The 18,967-nt window shown below is 37.8% G+C and carries 19 protein-coding genes and 1 riboswitch; of the genes, 9 read left to right on the top strand and 10 right to left on the bottom strand.

Features of this window, described 5'->3' with window-relative positions:
• Genes ACH0CI_RS20360 through ACH0CI_RS20375 form a run of 4 tightly spaced genes read right to left on the bottom strand, consistent with a single transcriptional unit; the run spans position 1 to position 4,640 of the window.
• Complete coding sequence (locus tag ACH0CI_RS20360; protein WP_406902151.1) at positions 1 to 1,485, bottom strand: Na+/H+ antiporter subunit D; 1,485 nt, start codon at positions 1,483 to 1,485, stop codon at positions 1 to 3.
• Positions 1,475 to 1,816 (bottom strand): Na(+)/H(+) antiporter subunit C, encoded by a 342-nt coding sequence (locus ACH0CI_RS20365; protein ID WP_033580470.1) that lies wholly within the window; start codon positions 1,814 to 1,816, stop codon positions 1,475 to 1,477. The genes ACH0CI_RS20360 and ACH0CI_RS20365 overlap by 11 nt, the downstream gene beginning before the upstream one ends.
• Complete coding sequence (locus tag ACH0CI_RS20370; RefSeq protein WP_013085301.1) at positions 1,816 to 2,238, bottom strand: Na(+)/H(+) antiporter subunit B; 423 nt, start codon at positions 2,236 to 2,238, stop codon at positions 1,816 to 1,818. The genes ACH0CI_RS20365 and ACH0CI_RS20370 overlap by 1 nt, the downstream gene beginning before the upstream one ends.
• A complete protein-coding gene (locus ACH0CI_RS20375) occupies positions 2,235 to 4,640 on the bottom strand; it encodes a Na+/H+ antiporter subunit A (protein ID WP_406902152.1) in 2,406 nt (801 codons plus the stop codon). The genes ACH0CI_RS20370 and ACH0CI_RS20375 overlap by 4 nt, the downstream gene beginning before the upstream one ends.
• Before the next feature lie 708 nt (positions 4,641 to 5,348).
• Between ACH0CI_RS20375 and ACH0CI_RS20380 the strand changes: the two genes are divergently transcribed.
• Together ACH0CI_RS20380 and ACH0CI_RS20385 are read left to right on the top strand one after the other, a co-directional pair.
• A complete protein-coding gene (locus tag ACH0CI_RS20380; protein ID WP_013059589.1) occupies positions 5,349 to 6,698 on the top strand; it encodes a glucose-6-phosphate isomerase in 1,350 nt (449 codons plus the stop codon).
• 100 nt (positions 6,699 to 6,798) lie between these two features.
• Positions 6,799 to 7,203: a YugN-like family protein gene (locus ACH0CI_RS20385; protein ID WP_406902153.1), complete on the top strand. Its 405-nt coding sequence runs from the start codon at positions 6,799 to 6,801 to the stop codon at positions 7,201 to 7,203.
• A 9-nt stretch (positions 7,204 to 7,212) separates the two neighbouring features.
• Here ACH0CI_RS20385 and ACH0CI_RS20390 read toward each other — a convergent pair whose 3' ends face one another.
• The 3 genes from ACH0CI_RS20390 to cdaS all read right to left on the bottom strand — a co-directional run bounded on the left by ACH0CI_RS20390 (position 7,213) and on the right by cdaS (position 9,176).
• Positions 7,213 to 8,001: a potassium channel family protein gene (locus ACH0CI_RS20390; protein WP_033580474.1), complete on the bottom strand. Its 789-nt coding sequence runs from the start codon at positions 7,999 to 8,001 to the stop codon at positions 7,213 to 7,215.
• A 67-nt stretch (positions 8,002 to 8,068) separates the two neighbouring features.
• Positions 8,069 to 8,452, bottom strand: a complete 384-nt coding sequence (locus tag ACH0CI_RS20395) for a VOC family protein (protein ID WP_033580475.1) — start codon at positions 8,450 to 8,452, stop codon at positions 8,069 to 8,071.
• A 97-nt stretch (positions 8,453 to 8,549) separates the two neighbouring features.
• Positions 8,550 to 9,176, bottom strand: a complete 627-nt coding sequence (cdaS, locus tag ACH0CI_RS20400; RefSeq protein ID WP_028412605.1) for a sporulation-specific diadenylate cyclase CdaS — start codon at positions 9,174 to 9,176, stop codon at positions 8,550 to 8,552.
• A 313-nt stretch (positions 9,177 to 9,489) separates the two neighbouring features.
• Positions 9,490 to 9,592, top strand: a riboswitch (SAM riboswitch).
• 253 nt (positions 9,593 to 9,845) lie between these two features.
• On the opposite strand from cdaS, the gene ACH0CI_RS20405 reads away from it, so the two are divergent.
• From ACH0CI_RS20405 to ACH0CI_RS20435, 7 genes are all read left to right on the top strand, one after another.
• A complete protein-coding gene (locus tag ACH0CI_RS20405; protein ID WP_028412604.1) occupies positions 9,846 to 10,559 on the top strand; it encodes a phosphoadenylyl-sulfate reductase in 714 nt (237 codons plus the stop codon).
• Positions 10,560 to 10,578: 19 nt separating this feature from the next.
• Positions 10,579 to 11,658: a sulfate permease gene (locus ACH0CI_RS20410; protein WP_406902154.1), complete on the top strand. Its 1,080-nt coding sequence runs from the start codon at positions 10,579 to 10,581 to the stop codon at positions 11,656 to 11,658.
• Between the two features lie 52 nt (positions 11,659 to 11,710).
• Entirely contained in the window at positions 11,711 to 12,862 is a 1,152-nt protein-coding gene (sat, locus tag ACH0CI_RS20415; protein ID WP_406902155.1) for a sulfate adenylyltransferase, read from the top strand.
• Positions 12,863 to 12,874: 12 nt separating this feature from the next.
• Positions 12,875 to 13,474 (top strand): adenylyl-sulfate kinase, encoded by a 600-nt coding sequence (cysC, locus tag ACH0CI_RS20420; RefSeq protein WP_406902156.1) that lies wholly within the window; start codon positions 12,875 to 12,877, stop codon positions 13,472 to 13,474.
• Positions 13,475 to 13,565: 91 nt separating this feature from the next.
• A complete protein-coding gene (cobA, locus tag ACH0CI_RS20425; RefSeq protein WP_033580477.1) occupies positions 13,566 to 14,345 on the top strand; it encodes a uroporphyrinogen-III C-methyltransferase in 780 nt (259 codons plus the stop codon).
• 13 nt (positions 14,346 to 14,358) lie between these two features.
• Complete coding sequence (locus ACH0CI_RS20430; RefSeq protein WP_335387971.1) at positions 14,359 to 15,126, top strand: sirohydrochlorin chelatase; 768 nt, start codon at positions 14,359 to 14,361, stop codon at positions 15,124 to 15,126.
• The gene (locus tag ACH0CI_RS20435; RefSeq protein WP_047749626.1) at positions 15,107 to 15,715 is read left to right on the top strand and encodes an NAD(P)-binding protein; all 609 of its coding nucleotides are present in this window, start codon (positions 15,107 to 15,109) and stop codon (positions 15,713 to 15,715) included. The genes ACH0CI_RS20430 and ACH0CI_RS20435 overlap by 20 nt, the downstream gene beginning before the upstream one ends.
• A gap of 27 nt (positions 15,716 to 15,742) precedes the next feature.
• Here the strand turns inward: ACH0CI_RS20435 and ACH0CI_RS20440 are convergent, their stop codons facing one another.
• The 3 genes from ACH0CI_RS20440 to ACH0CI_RS20450 all read right to left on the bottom strand — a co-directional run bounded on the left by ACH0CI_RS20440 (position 15,743) and on the right by ACH0CI_RS20450 (position 18,564).
• Complete coding sequence (locus tag ACH0CI_RS20440) at positions 15,743 to 16,420, bottom strand: MgtC/SapB family protein (RefSeq protein WP_013059577.1); 678 nt, start codon at positions 16,418 to 16,420, stop codon at positions 15,743 to 15,745.
• Between the two features lie 119 nt (positions 16,421 to 16,539).
• The gene (locus ACH0CI_RS20445; RefSeq protein ID WP_033580479.1) at positions 16,540 to 18,126 is read right to left on the bottom strand and encodes an AMP-binding protein; all 1,587 of its coding nucleotides are present in this window, start codon (positions 18,124 to 18,126) and stop codon (positions 16,540 to 16,542) included.
• Between the two features lie 243 nt (positions 18,127 to 18,369).
• Positions 18,370 to 18,564, bottom strand: a complete 195-nt coding sequence (locus ACH0CI_RS20450) for a hypothetical protein (RefSeq protein ID WP_033580480.1) — start codon at positions 18,562 to 18,564, stop codon at positions 18,370 to 18,372.
• Positions 18,565 to 18,967 lie beyond the last annotated feature (403 nt).

An 18,967-nucleotide genomic window follows, 5' to 3' on the forward strand; every position in this document is an offset into this window, starting at 1 on the left:
CTACTCCTTTAACACCGATTGGATATAAATTGAAGGATCCATAAGCGTTTGAGCGGCTGTCGACACATAAGGAATAACAGCTTCTGCACCTAGTCCTAAAAAGACAGAAATAGCAAGTAAGATAGCGGATGGGTATAGAATACCTTTAAGGGATACTTTTTCATGCTTAGAAGAAAGCGTAGGTTCACCCCAGAAGCAGCTCATGAAAATCTTAATGGCAGAATATAAAACGAGCAGGCTTGAAACGAGTAAAACTCCTACAAACGTGTAGCTCTCTGATTCTAAACCGCCTTGAACTAAAAGGAATTTTCCAATAAAGCCGCTTAGGGGAGGAATTCCTGCCAACGAAATAGTAGCGATAAAAAACATCCAGCCAAGCAGCGGATAGTCTTTAATTAACCCACCCATTTTCTTTAATTTTGTTGTTCCAGTTATTCGAATGATGCTTCCAGCAAGAAGGAAGAGAGCTGCTTTAATAATCATGTCGTGAATTAAATAATAAATGGCTCCTTCAAAACCTGCTTTTGTTGTTAAAGTTACACCGTAGACAATGACTCCGACAGCAATAATAATATTATAAATTAAAATTTTATTCACATCCGAATAAGCAATGGCGCCTACTGCACCAACAATGATAGTCAAAAGCGCAACGTAGCCGATAATTTGATGAGTGAATTCAGGATGATGGTAAAACAGTAAAGTGAAAGTCCTGAAAATCGAATAAACGCCTACTTTTGTGAGCAACGCACCAAACAATCCGATAATAACGGGTGGAGGCGCACTGTACGAACCTGGAAGCCAAAAATACATTGGGAATAAAGCTGCTTTTAATGCAAATACAATAAATAAAAGCATGCCAATGGTTGTTAAAATTCCCGGCTGATTAGCCTCTGCAATTCGCTGCGAAAGGTCTGCCATGTTGAGAGTTCCTGTTACGGCGTACAAATAAGCAACAGCAATTACAAACAAAGCAGATGAAATGACATTGACTAAAATATACTTAAGAGACTCTCGAAGCTGTGCTTTTGTACCGCCAATTACAATGAGAGCGTACGAAGACATAAGCATGACTTCAAAAAAGACAAATAAGTTAAAGATATCACCTGTCAAGAAAGCGCCAAATACGCCTACTAATAAAAACTGTACAAACGAATAAAAGTAAAAGCGTTCACGTCTTTCGCCAATTGTATGAAAAGCAAAAAGAACGCAGCATAGTGTTACGATACTAGCAGTAAGTACGAGAAGGGAAGCGAACATGTCCGCTACTAGAATAATTCCAAAAGGAGGTTTCCAGTTCCCAAGCTCGTGAGTTAAAACACCTTTTGATTGAACCAACTGTACCAAATATGCAGCAAAAGCAGTGGTGGTGATTAATGATAAAACACTGATTATCCTTTGAAGTTTAATATTGTCTTTGAAAAAAATGAGCACAACACCTACAACAAACGGGATAAGCAGTGGGATGATTACAAAATTACTCGTCATGTTCATTTCCCCTTAACTTGTCCATATCGTCTGTTCCGAGTTCTTGATAAGCCCTGTAAGCTAGTACAAGGAAAAAAGAAGTGACGCCAAAGCTTATGACAATGGCAGTTAAAATGAGGGCTTGAGGTAAAGGATCTGTATAAGAAGAAGCCTTTTCTCCCAGAAGGGGAACACTCCCCCCTTTTAATCCGCCCATCGTTAAAATCAACAGGTGAACACCGTGGCTTAATAAGCCTGTTCCAATAATAATTCGCAGTAAACTGCGGGATAACATGAGATATACAGCGGCAGTGAATAGAATCCCTGCCACTACGGACATTAATATTTCCACTATTCACTCTCTCCAATCGTTTGAATAATGGTCATCGTAACACCAACAACTACTAGATATACGCCTAAATCAAACAGTACAACGGTAGCTAAAGATGTTTTCCCGAGAAGGGGAAGGTTAAAGTAGCTGTACGTGTGAGTGAGAAACGGAACTTTGAAAATAAATGATCCCAGCCCGGTTAAAATAGCTAACAGCAGGCCGGAAGCCGCAACCTTCTTATAATCAAATGGGATGACTTTCGATACGGTTTTTATATCGAAAGCCAGCAGTAGTAATACAAGGGCAGCTGAGGTAGTAAGTCCCCCAACAAACCCTCCTCCAGGTGTATAATGACCTGCAAAGAAAAGATGAATGGCAAAAATGATAATAATGAATGTGACTACTTTCGTTGTTGTTTGTAGTATCAAATCATTTTTTTTCACTCTTCTTCCTCCTTTGTTAACCGAAGACGAATCATGCCATAGATAGCAAGAGCTGCTATACAAAGTACGGTAATTTCAAATAATGTATCAAATCCGCGGAAATCAACAAGAATCACGTTCACCATGTTTTCGCCGCCTGCTTTTTCATAACTGTTTTCAATAAAGTAATGTGAAATGGATTCAAATAGTTTTGTACTGTTTGCTGATATGCCAAGCAATGTAACAGTCGTTCCTACAAGAAGGGCAACCAGTAAATTTGGCAGTTGAAACTTCACCCTTACTTTTCGCTTCCGAAACTCCGGCAAGTAGTAGAAACATAGTAAAAACAGTGATACGGATACAGTCTCAATAACTAATTGAGTCAAAGCTAAGTCAGGAGCGCGGAATAATACGAAAAATAAAGAAAGTGTATAGCCGACAACTCCCAGCGAAATAATGGCTGTGAGGCGTGATTTTGCCAATAAAGTTGTAATAGTAGCCGCAACCATTACAACTGCTAGTATGGCTTCATAAACGCCGATAGAAGCAGTATCTTTTAGATCAATCGCAAAGGCATTCTGAGAAAAGAGCGTTACGAGAAGTAAAATGCCTATGAAAGTAAAAATGATTAAAAGATAGTCTCTAATAAATCCTGTCATTAATGTTTTCATGATGCGCGTTGAGCCTTTTTCCATCCCTTTAATGCCATAATTATATCCGTTGTTAAGCGTTAAAGAAGAAGGAAATCGTGTATAAATTTTTGACCACTTTTGAAGTGTCATAAACAACAAAATACCAAATGTAATGACCCCTAGCGTCATAAATAATTCTGGCGTAAAACCGTGCCAAAATTTAATATGCACTTGATATCCTTTACCTGCCTCTAGCAGGCTAGGTGCGATAGAGGCCATTGTTGGCTCAATAAGAGTTGATTCTAATAAATTAGGAGCAAAGCCAAAAATAACAACCAGTGATGCTAAAATAACCGGTGAAATCAGCATGCCTATTGGTGCTTCATGCGGCTTCTTCTCCAACTTTTCGGGCTGGTATTTGCCTGTAAAGGTTTTAAAGACAAGAATCATACTATAGACGAACGTAAAAATACTTCCCACCCAAGCGATGATAGGCAGCAAAATTCCCCACGTCTGCATGCTATACATATCCATTTTTGTCACGTTTACCATGCCTGTAAAAAACATCTCTTTACTTAAAAATCCGTTAAAGGGAGGGAGACCTGCCATTGAAAATCCTCCAATGATAGCAATGGTAAATGTGACAGGCATGAAGCTCATTAACCCGCCTAACTTTCTAATGTCACGCGTGCCTGTTTCATGATCGACAATGCCTACTACCATAAACAAGCTGCCTTTGAAGGTAGCATGGTTAATCAAATGGAAAACTGCTGCAGTAAGAGCCACTAAGTAGATATTATCGTCTAAAAAATCATAGTGAATAGCTGCGCTACCTACTCCTATAAGTGACATAATCATCCCAAGCTGACTAATTGTTGAAAAAGCTAAAATCCCTTTCAAGTCTTGTTGCTTTACTGCTGAAAATGAGCCCCAAAACAGTGTAATTAGTCCTGTGATTGAAATAACAAAAAACCAAGTGGTGCTTATAGCAAAAACAGGGCTTAGTCTTGCTAAAAGATAAATTCCCGCTTTTACCATTGTAGCTGAATGAAGGTATGCACTCACTGGGGTTGGAGCTTCCATTGCATCTGGCAGCCAAATATGAAAAGGAAACTGAGCAGATTTTGTAAAGGCCCCTAATAGAATGAGGACTAGAGCTGGAATAAATAGATGACTTGATGTAACCACATCTACGTTTGAGATAATTTCGCGTATGCTGAAAGTACCTGTCATGACATATAAAAGTACAATTCCTGCTAATAGGGAAAGTCCTCCGAATACGGTAATGAGCATAGACTTTAAGGCTCCGTATTGAGATTTCTCTCGTTTGTACCAATAACCAATCAATAAAAAAGATGAAAGGCTTGTTAATTCCCAAAAGCTGTAAAGACTCATTAAGTTGTCTGATAATACAACTCCTAGCATAGACCCCATAAAAAGAAGCAAATAGACATAAAACGAATGCAGCGCTTCTTTTGTCTTAGAAAGATAATAAATGGAGTAAAGAATAACAAGTGTCCCAATTCCAGTGATTAACAGAGAAAATAGAAGACCGAGTCCATCCACATAAGCATCAAAGTTAATGCCCAGACTAGGTATCCATTTCATTGAATGTAGGTAGGTTTCCCCTTTAGAAACACCACTGATATATTGTGTGAAATAAATGAACAACACAAGTGGGAGAGGTAAAACGAACCACCCTGTATGAATACGCTGGAATTTCCTATACAGAAGCGGGACAAAAAAGGCTAATAAAAAAGGCGATAAAATCACCAAGTGCAACCACGCCAAAAGACAAACCTCCTTGTGATATTCAATTCTGTAACCGATTATATAATAATTTAATTATGCATGCATCCATGCTAATTCTTAGTATCAGCGGATTTTTCAAACCTTATTAAATAAATAGAAACTCGTCACAAAATCCATAAAAAAAACATAAAAAAATTTTTTTAGACGTATAAAAATCAGGTGAAATTGTCACTCTAAGAGTGAGGTGATGGAAATGTATAGGAAACAAATAACCATCAGTTTTCTCATTTTTAGCGCATTATGTACGAGCGGATTTGTACTGAATAATCACTTAGAGATGAAAGAAGAAAACAGGATGCTACTCACTTCTAAAAACGAAGCTGAAAATTCTATATCAATAGACTCTTCCCTGTTAAAAGCCTCTTATAAACCGAGACAATATGTAAAGATAGGTGAAATGAACTATATTGCACCATCCGGTAAGTAAATGAAAAACGATTGAAGACCACTCTTTAGTCGTTTTTTATTTGCTTATTATTTGCGTAATCGTGCATGAATTACGTTTTTTAATCAAAGAACATTAGTTGACTTCATAACTGAATTTATCGTTAAATAAAAGGGTACATACAATGATTGCAGTTTCAACAAACTATAATGATTGTGTCAAATTGTAAGTGGATTCCCTTGAATTCAGCTAACAGTTTCGATAAAGTGGAAAATAAAGATATTTTAATGGAGGAACAGACTATGACACATGTTCGTTTTGATTATTCAAACGCGTTATCATTTTTTGGTGAACATGAACTTACATACTTACGTGATGCCGTGAAAGTAGCTCACCATTCAATTCATGAAAAAACAGGTGCTGGGAACGACTTTTTAGGATGGGTAGACCTTCCTACGGAGTATGACAAAGAAGAATTTGCACGCATTCAAAAAAGTGCAGAAAAAATTAAATCGGATTCAGATGTATTGATTGTTATTGGTATTGGAGGATCTTACTTAGGTGCTCGTGCTGCTATTGAAATGCTTCAGCATTCATTCTATAACACATTATCAAAAGAACAGCGTAAAACTCCGCAAGTTATTTTTGCTGGTAACAACATCAGCTCAACATACATGAAAGACTTAATGGATGTTTTACAAGATAAAGATTTCTCTATTAATGTTATTTCAAAATCTGGTACAACAACAGAACCGGCGATTGCTTTCCGTATCTTCCGTAAATTATTAGAAGAGAAATACGGGAAAGAAGAAGCACGCAAGCGTATTTATGCAACAACAGATAAAGCGCGAGGCGCATTAAAAACATTAGCGGACGAAGAAGGCTATGAAACATTTGTTATTCCAGATGATGTAGGCGGCCGTTATTCTGTATTAACAGCGGTTGGCTTATTACCAATCGCCGCTGCAGGTCTTGATATCGAACAAATGATGAAAGGGGCAGCTGATGCTCAAGAAGCATTTTCATCATCAGAGCTAGAAGAGAACCCAGCTTATCAATATGCTGTAGCTCGTAATGTTCTTTATAATAAAGGAAAAACAATTGAAATGCTGATTAACTATGAGCCAGCTCTTCAGTACTTTGCTGAGTGGTGGAAACAGTTATTTGGTGAAAGTGAAGGAAAAGACCAAAAAGGTATTTACCCTTCATCTGCTAACTTCTCAACGGATCTTCATTCTTTAGGTCAATATGTACAAGAAGGTCGTCGCGATATTTTTGAAACAATTGTACAAGTTCAAGATTCTCGTCATGAGCTAACAATTGAAGAAGATGCAGCGGACTTAGATGGACTAAATTACTTAGCTGGTGAAACAGTTGACTTTGTAAATAAAAAAGCGTTCCAAGGTACAATGCTTGCTCACACAGACGGAGGCGTTCCAAACTTAGTTGTGAACATTCCAGCGCTAGATGAGTATACATTTGGATATGTTGTATATTTCTTCGAAAAAGCATGCGCAATCAGCGGCTATTTATTAGGCGTAAACCCATTTGATCAGCCGGGAGTAGAAGCATACAAAGTAAATATGTTTGCTCTTCTTGGAAAACCTGGTTTTGAAGAGAAAAAAGCAGAATTAGAAAAGCGTTTGAAATAAATAAAAAGTTCACCTTCTTGTTAGAAGGTGAACTTTTTTGCTTTTGAGATAAAGGATAAAAAGCTGGAAAAAGGACATGTTAAAACAGAGGAGGGATAAGATGATTGAATTATCTTCAAGATTAGACGGCACATTATTCAAGCTTTATGAATTAGAAAAAACGCTTAAGCCGCTTGGGTATAACATTGGAGGAAATTGGGATTATGATCATGGTTCATTCGACTATAAGATGAATGATGAAGTCGGCTATCAGTTTTTACGTATCCCGTTTACAGCTACGAATGGAGAACTGGATTCTAAAGGAACAACCGTACAGATTGGTACGCCATTTTTACTTTCACATAAGTATCAAATTGGCCTAGATGACAATGTTCACAATGGAAACGTGGGTGCTTCATTTAATCAGTTTGCAGAACCCCAAGACGCAGACGCTTCATTTCCAGAAAAGTATATCAGCTTAGGAGAAGAGCTAATTAGAGAGGCAGAAGCGGCGCTGCTTCAATAATTGAAAGGATTATTCTTTTCTTAAACTCTCTAATTTTTTCACAAAAATATGTTCGTACATGACCTGACTAATCAACTCGTTTGTTTTAATCATTTCATTTACCCCCAAATTTTGCGCATTTTGAATATGCTTTTTTGTTAACAGTTCAACGATGCTGTAAATAGAAGGGTTCAATCCTTGCAGAGCGACTAGCGTAACAATCGTATTCATGTCTGCGTATTCTTCTGTCTTATGCTGATCGGCAGTAATCAGCACTTTTTTTGCGCACCGAGCATTGGCAAGTTCTAATACCTCATAGTGAGAGGGACTTCCTTTAATAAAATGAACGCGATCACAGATCATGGGGTTTTTAGTCAGAGAGTCGTCGATAAGAACAATGTCTTCTTTATGAAATGCGTCGCGATAAGACTCTAGCACGAGTTTGGCGCGCTCATTCCACCCCACAACGATGAAGTGATCTTTTCCATAAAACTTTAAATTCCCTTCCAAATAAGCGCTCTCAGCGGAAACAGCAATTTTAGAAAGCGTGACAAAATAAGTAGTAATAAATCCCGTTCCAACCAGGACTAAAATAATTGCAGCTAACCTTCCAATCGTAGTGGTGGGAGCAAAATCACCGTACCCTATAGTAGAGATTGTAATAATAACCCACCAAATCCCTTCAAACACATTCCCAAACGTTTGCGGCTCTAGGAAATGTATAAGCATGCCGAAAAGTAAAACAAGGCAGCCGATAATAAAAAGAAGCCGTACTAAAATAGAACGACGAAAAAGTCGGAATAATAGCCATTCCATCATAAAAAAACCTCCAGTGATTAGTCATAGCCACAGTATGACCATTTTTCACTAAAGGTATAAGATATCTTTATCTTTTTACTTCGTAATATTCAATCCATTCTTTGTCTGGACCGTAGAAAAATAAGTATCTTGCTCCATTTGGCAAAGTTACAATGTTTTCTTCCACAAATGAAACGCCTGCTGATTTTAAACGCTCAAACTCCTCTTCAATTCCATCTACTGCCAGCGCAAAATGATGAACTTTACCTTCACTAGGTAAGCTTGAGTTATACCCTTGAATTAACTCTACGATTACATTGCCTTCTAAACCTAGAAAAGCTAGCTTCAAAGACGGATCGGTATGTGGTAGTGTTTCGATGAGCTCCAATCCCACTTTTTGTGTATAGAACTCAATAGATTCTTCTATATCCTTTACTTGAACGCCTACATGTTCAAATTTTAAAATTGCCATATGCATCACCCGTATCTATAGTATGTAAAAACTATGAAATATATTAAAGAGAAAGGATAGATAAGTCAAGATAGGGCTGCTTATCAGGAAAGGGCTCTTAAATCATATTTTTGCTGGAGTGAATAGGGTAGAGGCTTCCATCAAGAGCAAACGAAATCTTACCTGTTTCTTCAGATACAACTAAAATTAATGCATCCGATTTTTCCGACATTCCAATTGCTGCACGGTGACGTGTTCCCAACTTTTTGTTCGTTGAAATAATAGACGAGAGAGGTAAAACATTAGCAGCTGAAATAAGCTGATTATTTCTAATTAGGACGGCTCCGTCATGTAAGGGTGTCCCTGGATAGAACAGTGTCTCAACTAGCGTAGCGCTGACAGGAGCTTGAATAGGCATTCCTTTTTGAATAAGAGGATCAACATTTTGTTCCCGTTCAATGACAATTAAAGCGCCGTGACGTTTCTCAGAGAGGTTATGAATAGCTAGGGACAGAGCAGCGTATTCAAATGTATAAGGCGATAAGTAATGACGCAAGTAATAAGAGGCGGCCGTAGCTTGAACATCTTGAAATAACCTTCTCATCTCCTCAAAATCACATAAAATACAATGATCACTCGTGTCTAAATGTTTAATTAAATTAGAGGCTTCAGTTGAAATCTGCTGTAAATATGTTCGCACATTATTTTTAATTGTATCGTCTAATTGAAAGGGTTGTCTCTCCATCTTATATAGCTCCTATCTGTCAGTCAGTGTTATCTGTAATGTGTGCTAATGTGGGTGAATTATCCGTAAAGCTCATAAATCCGTTATTAATTTTATAGAGAGATTTTGTATTTTATTTAGCAAGAGAACATAAAAAGTCGGGGGAAAAAGAAAGCGCTTTATAAACTGATATATTCACATTTGGATTAAATTTACATATGTTGTTTTAAATAAAAGTATAGATATTTCTGTGAATTTAAAGTATAGTTTTCTTATCGGATATATAATTTTTAATGTTGACAAATATTCTAAATATGCTAAAATTTTTAAAAAATGCTTATCAAGAGTGGTGGAGGGATCTGGCCCGCTGAACCCCGGCAACCTGCTTAGCAAGGTGCTAATTCCAGCAAAGTGTGTATCATTTTGAAAGATAAGGTGAAAATTATTGCCTACCCAGTCTTTCAATACGGAAGACTTTTTATTTTGATATAGCGCAAGAGATATTTTGAGGAGGGACAACGATGACTGTAAACCCCGACTTAAAACAAACCTTTGAACACGCCGAAGCAAAGTAAGAATTAAATAGTTTCGCTGACTAGACACACTAGAGGCGGTTTTATCCAATTCTAGTGGGTAAAACCGTCTTTTTTTATTGGATAACGCGGATAACTGAGAATTGGAGTGGAGAAAATGGCAGACTTATATACGTACGAAAACTGGAGCGATACATTTCCAGAGTTCGACAGTAAAGATGAAACAAAAGGAGCCCTTTCAGCATTGCAGTGGGCGTATGATACCTACGGAGATTCAATTATTTATGCGTCAAGCTTTGGGATCGAAGGAATCGTGTTAATTGATTTAATTTCAAAAGTGAAAAAAGATGCTGAAATTGTCTTTTTAGATACAGGGGTTCATTTTAAAGAAACATATGAAGTGATTGATGCAATTAAAGAACGCTTCCCTGATTTACGTATTCATATGAAAAAGCCGGATTTAACTCTTGCAGAACAAGCTGAAAAACATGGAGATGAGCTTTGGAAGAGTCAGCCTAACCTATGCTGTCAAATTCGAAAAATCATTCCGCTAAGAGAATCCCTTGCTCCTTATGATGCGTGGATTTCTGGTTTGAGACGCGAGCAGTCTGAGTCTCGTGCCAACACGAATTATTTTAATAAAGATGAGAAATTCAAGAAGGTGAAAGTTTGTCCGTTAATTCATTGGTCATGGAAAGAAATTTGGCGTTATGTGTATAAGCATGATTTGCCATACAACAAACTTCATGATCAAGGCTACCCAAGTATCGGCTGTGAGCCCTGTACCGCACCTGCCTATAATGTAGACGATTTACGTTCAGGAAGATGGGCAGGTACACAAAAAGTGGAGTGCGGATTACACGAATCTTAAATACGAAAGAGCTGAATAAATGATGCTTTTATATGTTGCCTTTATCATTGCGCTTTTTTTTGCAATGAATATTGGGGCAAGCGGTGCAGCAGCTGCTATGGGCGTTTCATACGGCTCCGGTGCAATTAAAAAGCGAAGAGTGGCCCTGTTCATCTGTGCTGTAGGAATTGTGCTCGGAGCTGTTACCGGAGGCGGTGAGGTGGTAAAAACCATCAGTTCAGGTATCATACCTGAAAAACTGCTGTCAGTAGAATTAGTTATTATCATTCTGGCTGCTGCAACGCTGTCACTCTTTTTCGCGAATTTGATTGGTATCCCTTTATCAACAAGTGAAGTAACAGTTGGCTCAGTTGTTGGAGTAGGGGTAGCTTATCAATCTCTGTATGTAGAAAAACTTTTAATTGTCATGTCTTTTTGGATTATTGTTCCACTAGTTTCATTTGTTATTGCTTTTTTGATTGGGAAAGTGATAAAGCGCAGAGCGCATAAAAAAGAAGCAGAGGGAAAGTGGAAAAGAGTTTTAACGATTTTAGTTATTGCAACGGGATTCTTTGAAGCCTTCTCAGCTGGAATGAACAATGTGGCAAATGCTGTCGGTCCTCTAGTAGGAGCTGGATTAATGGATGCTACAACGGGTGTCATAGCAGGAGGATTGGCGGTGGCGCTCGGAGCTCTTTTACTAGGAGGCCGAGTTATTGAAACAAACGGAAAAAAAATTACTCGCTATTCTGTAGGAGAAGGCTGTATTATCTCGGGTACTGGTGCTTCTCTTGTTACAGTCGCTTCACTGTTTGGTTTGCCAGTACCGCTTACACAGGTCACTACGTCTTCTATTATTGGAATAGGCGCAGCGAAAACGGGATTTACGAAAGAACAGCGAGAAGTGGTCACTCAAATGTTAAAGGTTTGGGTGGTATCCCCTGTATTTTCACTCGTAATCTCATATGTTCTTGTGAAATTAGTACTTGAAAGCGACTTATATTCATTTGTGGTGCTAGCTAGTGGATGTATTGCTACAGGAGGTATTCTAAGCTTAGCTAGAACGACTAGAAGAAAAAGAGCAAGCCTGCAGTCGGAAAAAGAAAAAATGACTGCGTAATTCAAGTGCTTTTTATTATATTGTGTTAATTACTTAAGGAGGATTTTACAAAATGACAACAATTCAAGCACACGGTGGAGAATTAATTAATTTATATCAACCAACATATGACTACACGTCACTAACAAAAGAAATTGAAGTAGACAACATGGCTCTAAGCGATTTAGAACTAATTGGAATTGGTGCTTATAGCCCAATTACGGGGTTTTTAGGAGAAAAAGATTATCAATCAGTTGTTGAAAATATGCGTCTAGCAGATGGAACTGTATGGAGTATTCCTATTACTCTTCCCGTAACAGAAGAGCAGGCTAAAGAATTAAACATTGGCGACAAAGTAAAACTAGTTCAAAGCGGTGTGACATATGGTGTTTTAGAAGTTTCTGAAATATATACGCCAAATAAAGAAAAAGAAGCGGAAAATGTGTATCGCACAGCAGAACTTGCCCACCCTGGTGTGAAGAAAATGATGGAACGCCCAAATGTATATGTAGCAGGTCCAATCGTACTTGTAGAACGTACACCTAAAACGCGTTTTGAAAAGTATTACCTAGATCCAACTGAAACAAGAGCAGCATTTGAAGAGCGCGGTTGGAAAACGGTTGTTGGATTCCAAACTCGTAACCCTGTTCACCGTGCGCATGAGTATATTCAAAAAACAGCATTAGAAATTGTAGACGGCCTGTTTTTAAATCCACTTGTAGGAGAAACAAAGTCAGATGATATCCCAGCAGATATCCGTATGGAAAGTTATGAAGTACTTTTAGAGAACTATTATCCTAGCGATCGTGTAGCTTTGGCAGTTTTCCCTGCTGCAATGCGCTATGCTGGACCTAGAGAAGCTATTTTCCATGCAATGGTTCGAAAAAACTTTGGATGCACGCATTTCATTGTAGGCCGTGACCACGCTGGTGTTGGTGACTACTACGGAACATATGATGCACAAAAAATCTTCAGTAACTTTACGGCAGATGAATTAGGAATTACACCTTTATTTTTTGAACACAGCTTCTACTGCAAGAAGTGTGAAGCGATGGCATCAACGAAAACATGCCCTCACAGCAAGGAAGATCATATGATTCTATCTGGTACCAAGGTACGTGAAATGCTTCGTAACGGAGAAGTGCCACCAAGCACATTCAGCCGTAAAGAAGTAATTGAAGTGTTAATTAAGGGATTAGCAAAACAAAAAGTATCTTCAAAATAAGGAGCGGTTGAAGTGAGTAAATCAACAAACATTACGTGGCATGATGCTGGAATTACAAAACAGGAAAGACGTGAGCAAAATAATCATCACAGTTTTGTATTGTGGTTTACGGGCCTTTCGGGTTCAGGTAAATCTACCGTAGCAAACGCAGTGGCAAAAGCGCTTTTTGATAAAAATATTCGCAATTACGTATTAGATGGTGACAATGTTCGTTTTGGCTTAAACAAGAATTTAGGGTTTTCTGCTGAAGATCGTACAGAAAATATTCGCCGTATCGGTGAGGTTTCTAAGCTGTTCGTAGACAGCGGTCAAGTGGTACTAACAGCATTTATCTCTCCATTCCAAGAAGATCGCGCTCAAGTGCGTGAGATCTTAGAGGAGAATGAATTTTTGGAAGTATACGTAGAGTGTCCGTTAGAAGAATGTGAAAAAAGAGATCCAAAAGGCCTTTACAAAAAAGCAAGAAGCGGAGAAATCCGTGATTTTACAGGAATTGATTCTCCCTATGAGTCACCTGCTAATCCTGAAGTAACAATTAATACAAGCACACAGTCTGTAGAAGAATGTGTACAAACTGTTATTGAATATTTATCTAACCGAAAATTCATCTAAATGACAGCGGACTTTGTCCGCTGTTCTAATTCAAATTAAAATTTGGGAGCGCTGCGGAGACGTGGAAATGATGGAAGGGTGAAAGGCATTCATGGGGAAAGTATATCTAGTCGGTGCAGGACCAGGAGATCCAGATTTAATTACATTAAAAGGGTTGAAAGCAATTCAGCAAGCAGATGTTATCTTATATGATCGTTTAGTGAATAAGGACCTGCTGGAGTATGCTAAAAGTGATGCTGATATTATTTACTGCGGAAAGCTTCCAAACTACCATACCCTCAAGCAAGAAACAATCAATAACTTTTTAGTGAAATTCGCTAAAAAGGGGAAAATTGTAACGCGCTTAAAAGGCGGAGATCCATTTGTTTTCGGACGCGGAGGGGAAGAAGCAGAAGCTCTCGTGCAACAGGGCATTTCATTTGAAATTGTTCCAGGAATTACATCAGGTATCGCAGCTGCTGCTTATGCAGGAATCCCTGTCACTCACCGGGAATACAGCGCAAGCTTTGCTTTTGTAGCAGGACACCGTAAAGACAGCGAGCATGATGCAATCAAATGGGATAGCCTAGCCAAAGGTGTAGATACTCTTGCCATTTATATGGGAGTGAGGAATTTACCGTACATTTGCCAACAGTTAATGGAACATGGAAAAACCTCAGCTACGCCAATTGCATTGATTCACTGGGGCACATGTGCGGACCAGCGCACTGTAACTGGAACTCTTGGTACAATTGTTGATATTGTTAAAGAAGAACAAATTGAAAATCCCAGTATGATTATCGTTGGTGAAGTTGTAAATTTTCATGACCGATTGAATTGGTTTGAGAAGACTGGACAGCATTACTATTCGTATGCACAAGAAGCTTACTAAAGAGGTTGATTATATGGATGCAGTTTTATATGTTTGCCATGGCAGCCGCGTAAAAGAAGGCGCTGATCAGGCAGTTGCTTTTATTGAAAGATGTAAAAAAAATCTAGATGTACCGATTCAAGAAGTTTGTTTCCTAGAGCTAGCTTACCCTACTATTGAACAAGGATTTGAAGCGTGTATTGAACAAGGTGCTACTCGTATTGCCATTGTGCCGCTGCTGTTATTAACAGCTGCCCATGCAAAACATGATATACCTGAAGAAATACACAAAGTATATGAACGCTATCCACAAGTAGAAGTACTGTACGGAGAACCGTTCGGCGTAGACGAACGAATTGTTGATATCTTAGTAGAGAGAATCAATGAAACCAATGTGGATAAGCATGAAGATTCGATGGTATTGCTGGTGGGCAGAGGAAGCAGTGATCCTGCTGTAAAAAAAGATTTTAACGAAATAGCTCAACTGCTAAAAGGTAAAGGAGCTTTTAAAGAAGTGAGCACATGCTATTTAGCTGCCGCTGCCCCTAATTTAAAAGAAGGCCTGCACCTTGCTAAACAAACTTCGTATAAGCAAGTATTCGTTCTCCCGTACCTTTTGTTTACCGGTATTTTAATGAACGAAATTAAGGAAGAGTTGGAGCAGTTATCAACAGATGACCAGCAGTTTATCTTAGCAAACTACCTAGGTTATCATGATGGACTTGCACACATTTTAAGTTATCAAGTAAAAACGTTATTATCGAGCAGAGGAAATCAATACGATGTATACCGTTATGCTTGATTTAAAGGATCGTTCGGTCTTAGTAGTTGGAGGCGGAACAATCGCAACTCGTAGAATTAAAGGTTTTTTACAAGAAGGAGCAGCCATTACAGTGGTTGCTCCAACTGTTTCAGCTGAAATAAATGAGTGGGAAGCTAAGAATCAGCTGTGTGTAAAAAGAAAAAAAGTAGGAGAAGAAGACTTACTTAATGTTTTTTTTATTGTTGTAGCTACAAATGATAAAGCTGTGAATAAGTTCGTTAAGCAGCATATTAAAAATGATCAGTTGGTTAATATGGCCAGCGGTTTTTCCGATGGAAATATTCAAATTCCTGCACAGTTTTCTAGAGGGAGATTATCGCTAGCAATATCCACAGATGGCGCTAGTCCTTTGTTGACAAAACGAATAAAAGAAGAATTATCTTCGAATTATGATGAGAGTTACACACAGTATACACAGTTTTTGTACGAATGCAGAGTTCTTATCCACAGATTGAATGTGTCAAAGAGCCGTAAACATGAGTTGTTAACAGAAATTATCGATGATCAATACCGGCTGTCTCTAGTAAAACAGAGGGAATTTTTACAACAGATTGAAAAATATAAATAAAAAAACGGCCAATTGGCCGTTTTTTATTTATACATTTTCAACTTCAATACTACGAATACCGCTGATTTTTTGAATCTCGTAATACACTTCTGTAGTAGGACGCTGATTATTAACTGACACTTTCATACGTATATATAATTCATTGGTGTCTAAATCTTTGATTCGAATATTTTTTATTGTAATATTCTTTTCTCTAATGCTGTTAGTTGTATCAAAAATATTGTGCTTATCAGCCAGCTTAAGTTGAAGAATAAGTTCTTTCTCGCGCAGTTGCCTAGGCCCTAGAATAGTAATAAGGAAAGGGAGAAGTTCAACGCTGATGATGAGCAGTACAACTCCGGTAATAGCTTCGGGATAAAACCCTGCACCTACAGCAATACCTATACCTGCTGCCCCCCAGATAATAGCGGCTGTTGTAAGCCCAGAGATGCTGTCATTTTCTTTTCGTAAAATAACACCCGCTCCTAAAAAACCAATTCCAGAAACAATTTGAGCAGCCAGACGAAGCGGGTCCATTGTGATATGATCACCTTTATTAAAAATTTGAGAAGACTCAATCGAAACAATCGTGAGTAAACAGCTAATAATGGAAATTACGAGAGATGTTTTTAAACCAACAGGCTTTCGTTTTAGTTCCCTTTCAATTCCAATAATAAGACCAAGTACAGCAGAAATACCTAATTTGAGCAACATTTCATTTTCCATTATTTTCACCTATTTCAATAGACATTGTTGTTTATATCTGTATGAAAGAAGAAAAACAGATATGTATCAGTATAGTAAACTTTTCTTCATAATGACAGGTGAAATTCGAAAAAATCTGATTATTTATAAAGCGCTACGATCGTTTCTTTTAATTTATATTTTTGAATCTTGCCGGATGCCGTCATGGGAAAGTCGTCTATAAAATAAATATGTTCGGGAATTTTGAAATGAGCAAGCTTACCTTTGCAAAAGTCTTTGATTTCTTGAGCGGTAAGAAAAGAATCTTGCTTGAGTTTAATGCATGCAGCAACTCGTTCTCCATACTTTGGATCAGGAATACCGACAATTTGCACATCTTCTACCTCGGGTAATCTATATAAAAACTCTTCAATTTCTCTTGGGTAAATGTTTTCTCCACCTCTAATAATCATATCTTTTAGACGTCCTGTAATTTTTACATAGCCATCTTTATCGATGGTAGCTAAATCTCCTGTATGTAGCCAGCCCTCTACAATTGTTTTTTCTGTTTCTTCCGGCATTTTGTAATATCCTTTCATTGTTAAATATCCTTTTGCACAAAGTTCTCCTTGTTCTCCAAAAGAAGCTTGTTTACCTGTAATTGGATTAATAATTTGAATCTGTACATGATCATGTACTTTGCCAACCGTTTGTACTCGCCGCTCGATAGAATCAGTTGGGGTTGTTTGGGTGATTACAGGAGATGTTTCGGTTTGACCATAGGCGATGGTAATTTCGCTGATACCCATGTCATTTATGACTCGTTTCATTACTTCTGCTGGACAATTAGAACCAGCCATGATTCCTGTGCGAAGAGTAGATAAGTCATATTGATTAAACTCAAGTGCATTTAATTCCGCAATAAACATAGTTGGTACACCGTGAAGCGCTGTACATTTTTCTTTCTCTACGGTGCGTAAAACAGAGGAAGGCTGAAATTCAATAATCGGTAGCATAGTAGCACCTACGGATACGCATGCTAGAACGCCCAGTACACATCCAAAACAATGAAAGAAAGGAACTGGGATGCATAAGCGGTCTTCGTTAGTCAGTTTCATAGACTGAGCAACTAAAAAGCCGTTATTTACTATATTATGGTGACTTAGCATAACTCCTTTTGGAAAACCTGTTGTTCCGGAAGTATATTGCATATTGATAACTTCATGGATATGTAGGGATTGCTCATACTTATCGAGCACCTCATCCGATACCATTGAGCTACTCATTAAGAACTCGTTCCAAGAAGTATGTTCGCTTGATTCACTTAAGTTTATAAGATGTTTTAGATTGGGAAGATTATGTTCAATACCGGTGATAATAGACGTATAAGAAGTGCTTTTAAATTCATCAATGAAAAATAGCGCTGCTGTATCAGAATGCCTCAATACATACTCTAATTCAGAGGATTGGTAGCTTGTATTAAGGGTAACCAAAACAGCGCCTATTCTAGCTGCTGCGAATTGCAGAAGTAACCATTCCGGCACATTTGTAGCCCAGATAGCGATATGATCGCCTTTTTTGAGACCGGTGGCTAGAAGTGCCTTTGCAACTCGAGAGGTTTCTTGATAAAACTCTGCGTACGTATAGCGAATATTTTGTTCAGAGTAGATAACCGCTTCTTGATGCCCAAACTTTTTTGTACTTTCTTTTAAAAGTTCTCCAACCGTTACTTCAAGCAATGGTTTCATTTGGTTTCCTCCTTGAATAATGTTAAAGTATATATGAAAGCGTTTTCTAAAAGTAGTTTATCAAATTTAAAGAAAGTGTTCCAAAAAATCATTCGACAAATTCCTTCACTGTCCATCGCACGTATGAAGAAGGGGGGAGCTGAGTTTATCGTATTGATTTCAATAAGTAAGTATACCGAATGCGAATATTGTAATAAAATAAAGAAATGTCTCCTTATTATAAGAAGACAACGTAACATCATGTTAATAAAGAATGGTATAAAAATATGAAGTAAACAAACAAAAAATTATGCTGAATGTTGAAAGTGAAATAAATGAAAGGCCGTTGACTTTGCCTTCTTTATTAGACATTTGAATTGATTCCCAATAAGCAAGTGAAATTAAGAGAATAGACATACAAAAGGACAAATAGAGTGCAGCTGCAATTAAGGTATCCAAGTGAACGCCTCCTTGGCGGATAATGATTTAATAGACATTATGCTAGCTTAGGTCTAGATATGCTAGTATCTATTAATTGGCTAACGTTTCGTGTACAAGAAAATAGTTTTTAAAAATATATCGAAAAACTATTGCACAATAAAAGAAGGCATGGTATATTATTAAATGTCGCTAAGATGAACTGCTAAAGCAAACATCGAAGTGATAAACAAATAAAAAACTTGTTGACAACTAGATTGCAACTTGTTATGATGGTAAAGTCGCTTAAGAGCGGCGGTTGAACTTTGAAAACTGAACAAAGCGACAAACGTCAACGTTAATTTTTATTTTTTAAATGAGCAAGTCAAACATTTCTTCGGAGAGTTTGATCCTGGCTCAGGATGAACGCTGGCGGCGTGCCTAA

This window comes from Priestia sp. 179-F W1.4 NHS (assembly GCF_045369295.1).
Lineage (GTDB): Bacteria > Bacillota > Bacilli > Bacillales > Bacillaceae_H > Priestia > Priestia zanthoxyli.

Coding starts and splice junctions, on each gene's coding strand:
- ACH0CI_RS20440 (WP_013059577.1), bottom strand. CDS start 16,420: ATGGAAAATGAAATGTTGCTCAAATTAGGTATTTCTGCTGTACTTGGT.
- ACH0CI_RS20410 (WP_406902154.1), top strand. CDS start 10,579: ATGATGCTTTTATATGTTGCCTTTATCATTGCGCTTTTTTTTGCAATG.
- ACH0CI_RS20360 (WP_406902151.1), bottom strand. CDS start 1,485: ATGACGAGTAATTTTGTAATCATCCCACTGCTTATCCCGTTTGTTGTA.
- ACH0CI_RS20435 (WP_047749626.1), top strand. CDS start 15,107: ATGTATACCGTTATGCTTGATTTAAAGGATCGTTCGGTCTTAGTAGTT.
- cdaS (WP_028412605.1), bottom strand. CDS start 9,176: ATGGAGAGACAACCCTTTCAATTAGACGATACAATTAAAAATAATGTG.
- ACH0CI_RS20380 (WP_013059589.1), top strand. CDS start 5,349: ATGACACATGTTCGTTTTGATTATTCAAACGCGTTATCATTTTTTGGT.
- cobA (WP_033580477.1), top strand. CDS start 13,566: ATGGGGAAAGTATATCTAGTCGGTGCAGGACCAGGAGATCCAGATTTA.
- ACH0CI_RS20445 (WP_033580479.1), bottom strand. CDS start 18,126: ATGAAACCATTGCTTGAAGTAACGGTTGGAGAACTTTTAAAAGAAAGT.
- ACH0CI_RS20405 (WP_028412604.1), top strand. CDS start 9,846: ATGGCAGACTTATATACGTACGAAAACTGGAGCGATACATTTCCAGAG.
- ACH0CI_RS20390 (WP_033580474.1), bottom strand. CDS start 8,001: ATGATGGAATGGCTATTATTCCGACTTTTTCGTCGTTCTATTTTAGTA.
- sat (WP_406902155.1), top strand. CDS start 11,711: ATGACAACAATTCAAGCACACGGTGGAGAATTAATTAATTTATATCAA.
- ACH0CI_RS20395 (WP_033580475.1), bottom strand. CDS start 8,452: ATGGCAATTTTAAAATTTGAACATGTAGGCGTTCAAGTAAAGGATATA.
- ACH0CI_RS20430 (WP_335387971.1), top strand. CDS start 14,359: ATGGATGCAGTTTTATATGTTTGCCATGGCAGCCGCGTAAAAGAAGGC.
- ACH0CI_RS20385 (WP_406902153.1), top strand. CDS start 6,799: ATGATTGAATTATCTTCAAGATTAGACGGCACATTATTCAAGCTTTAT.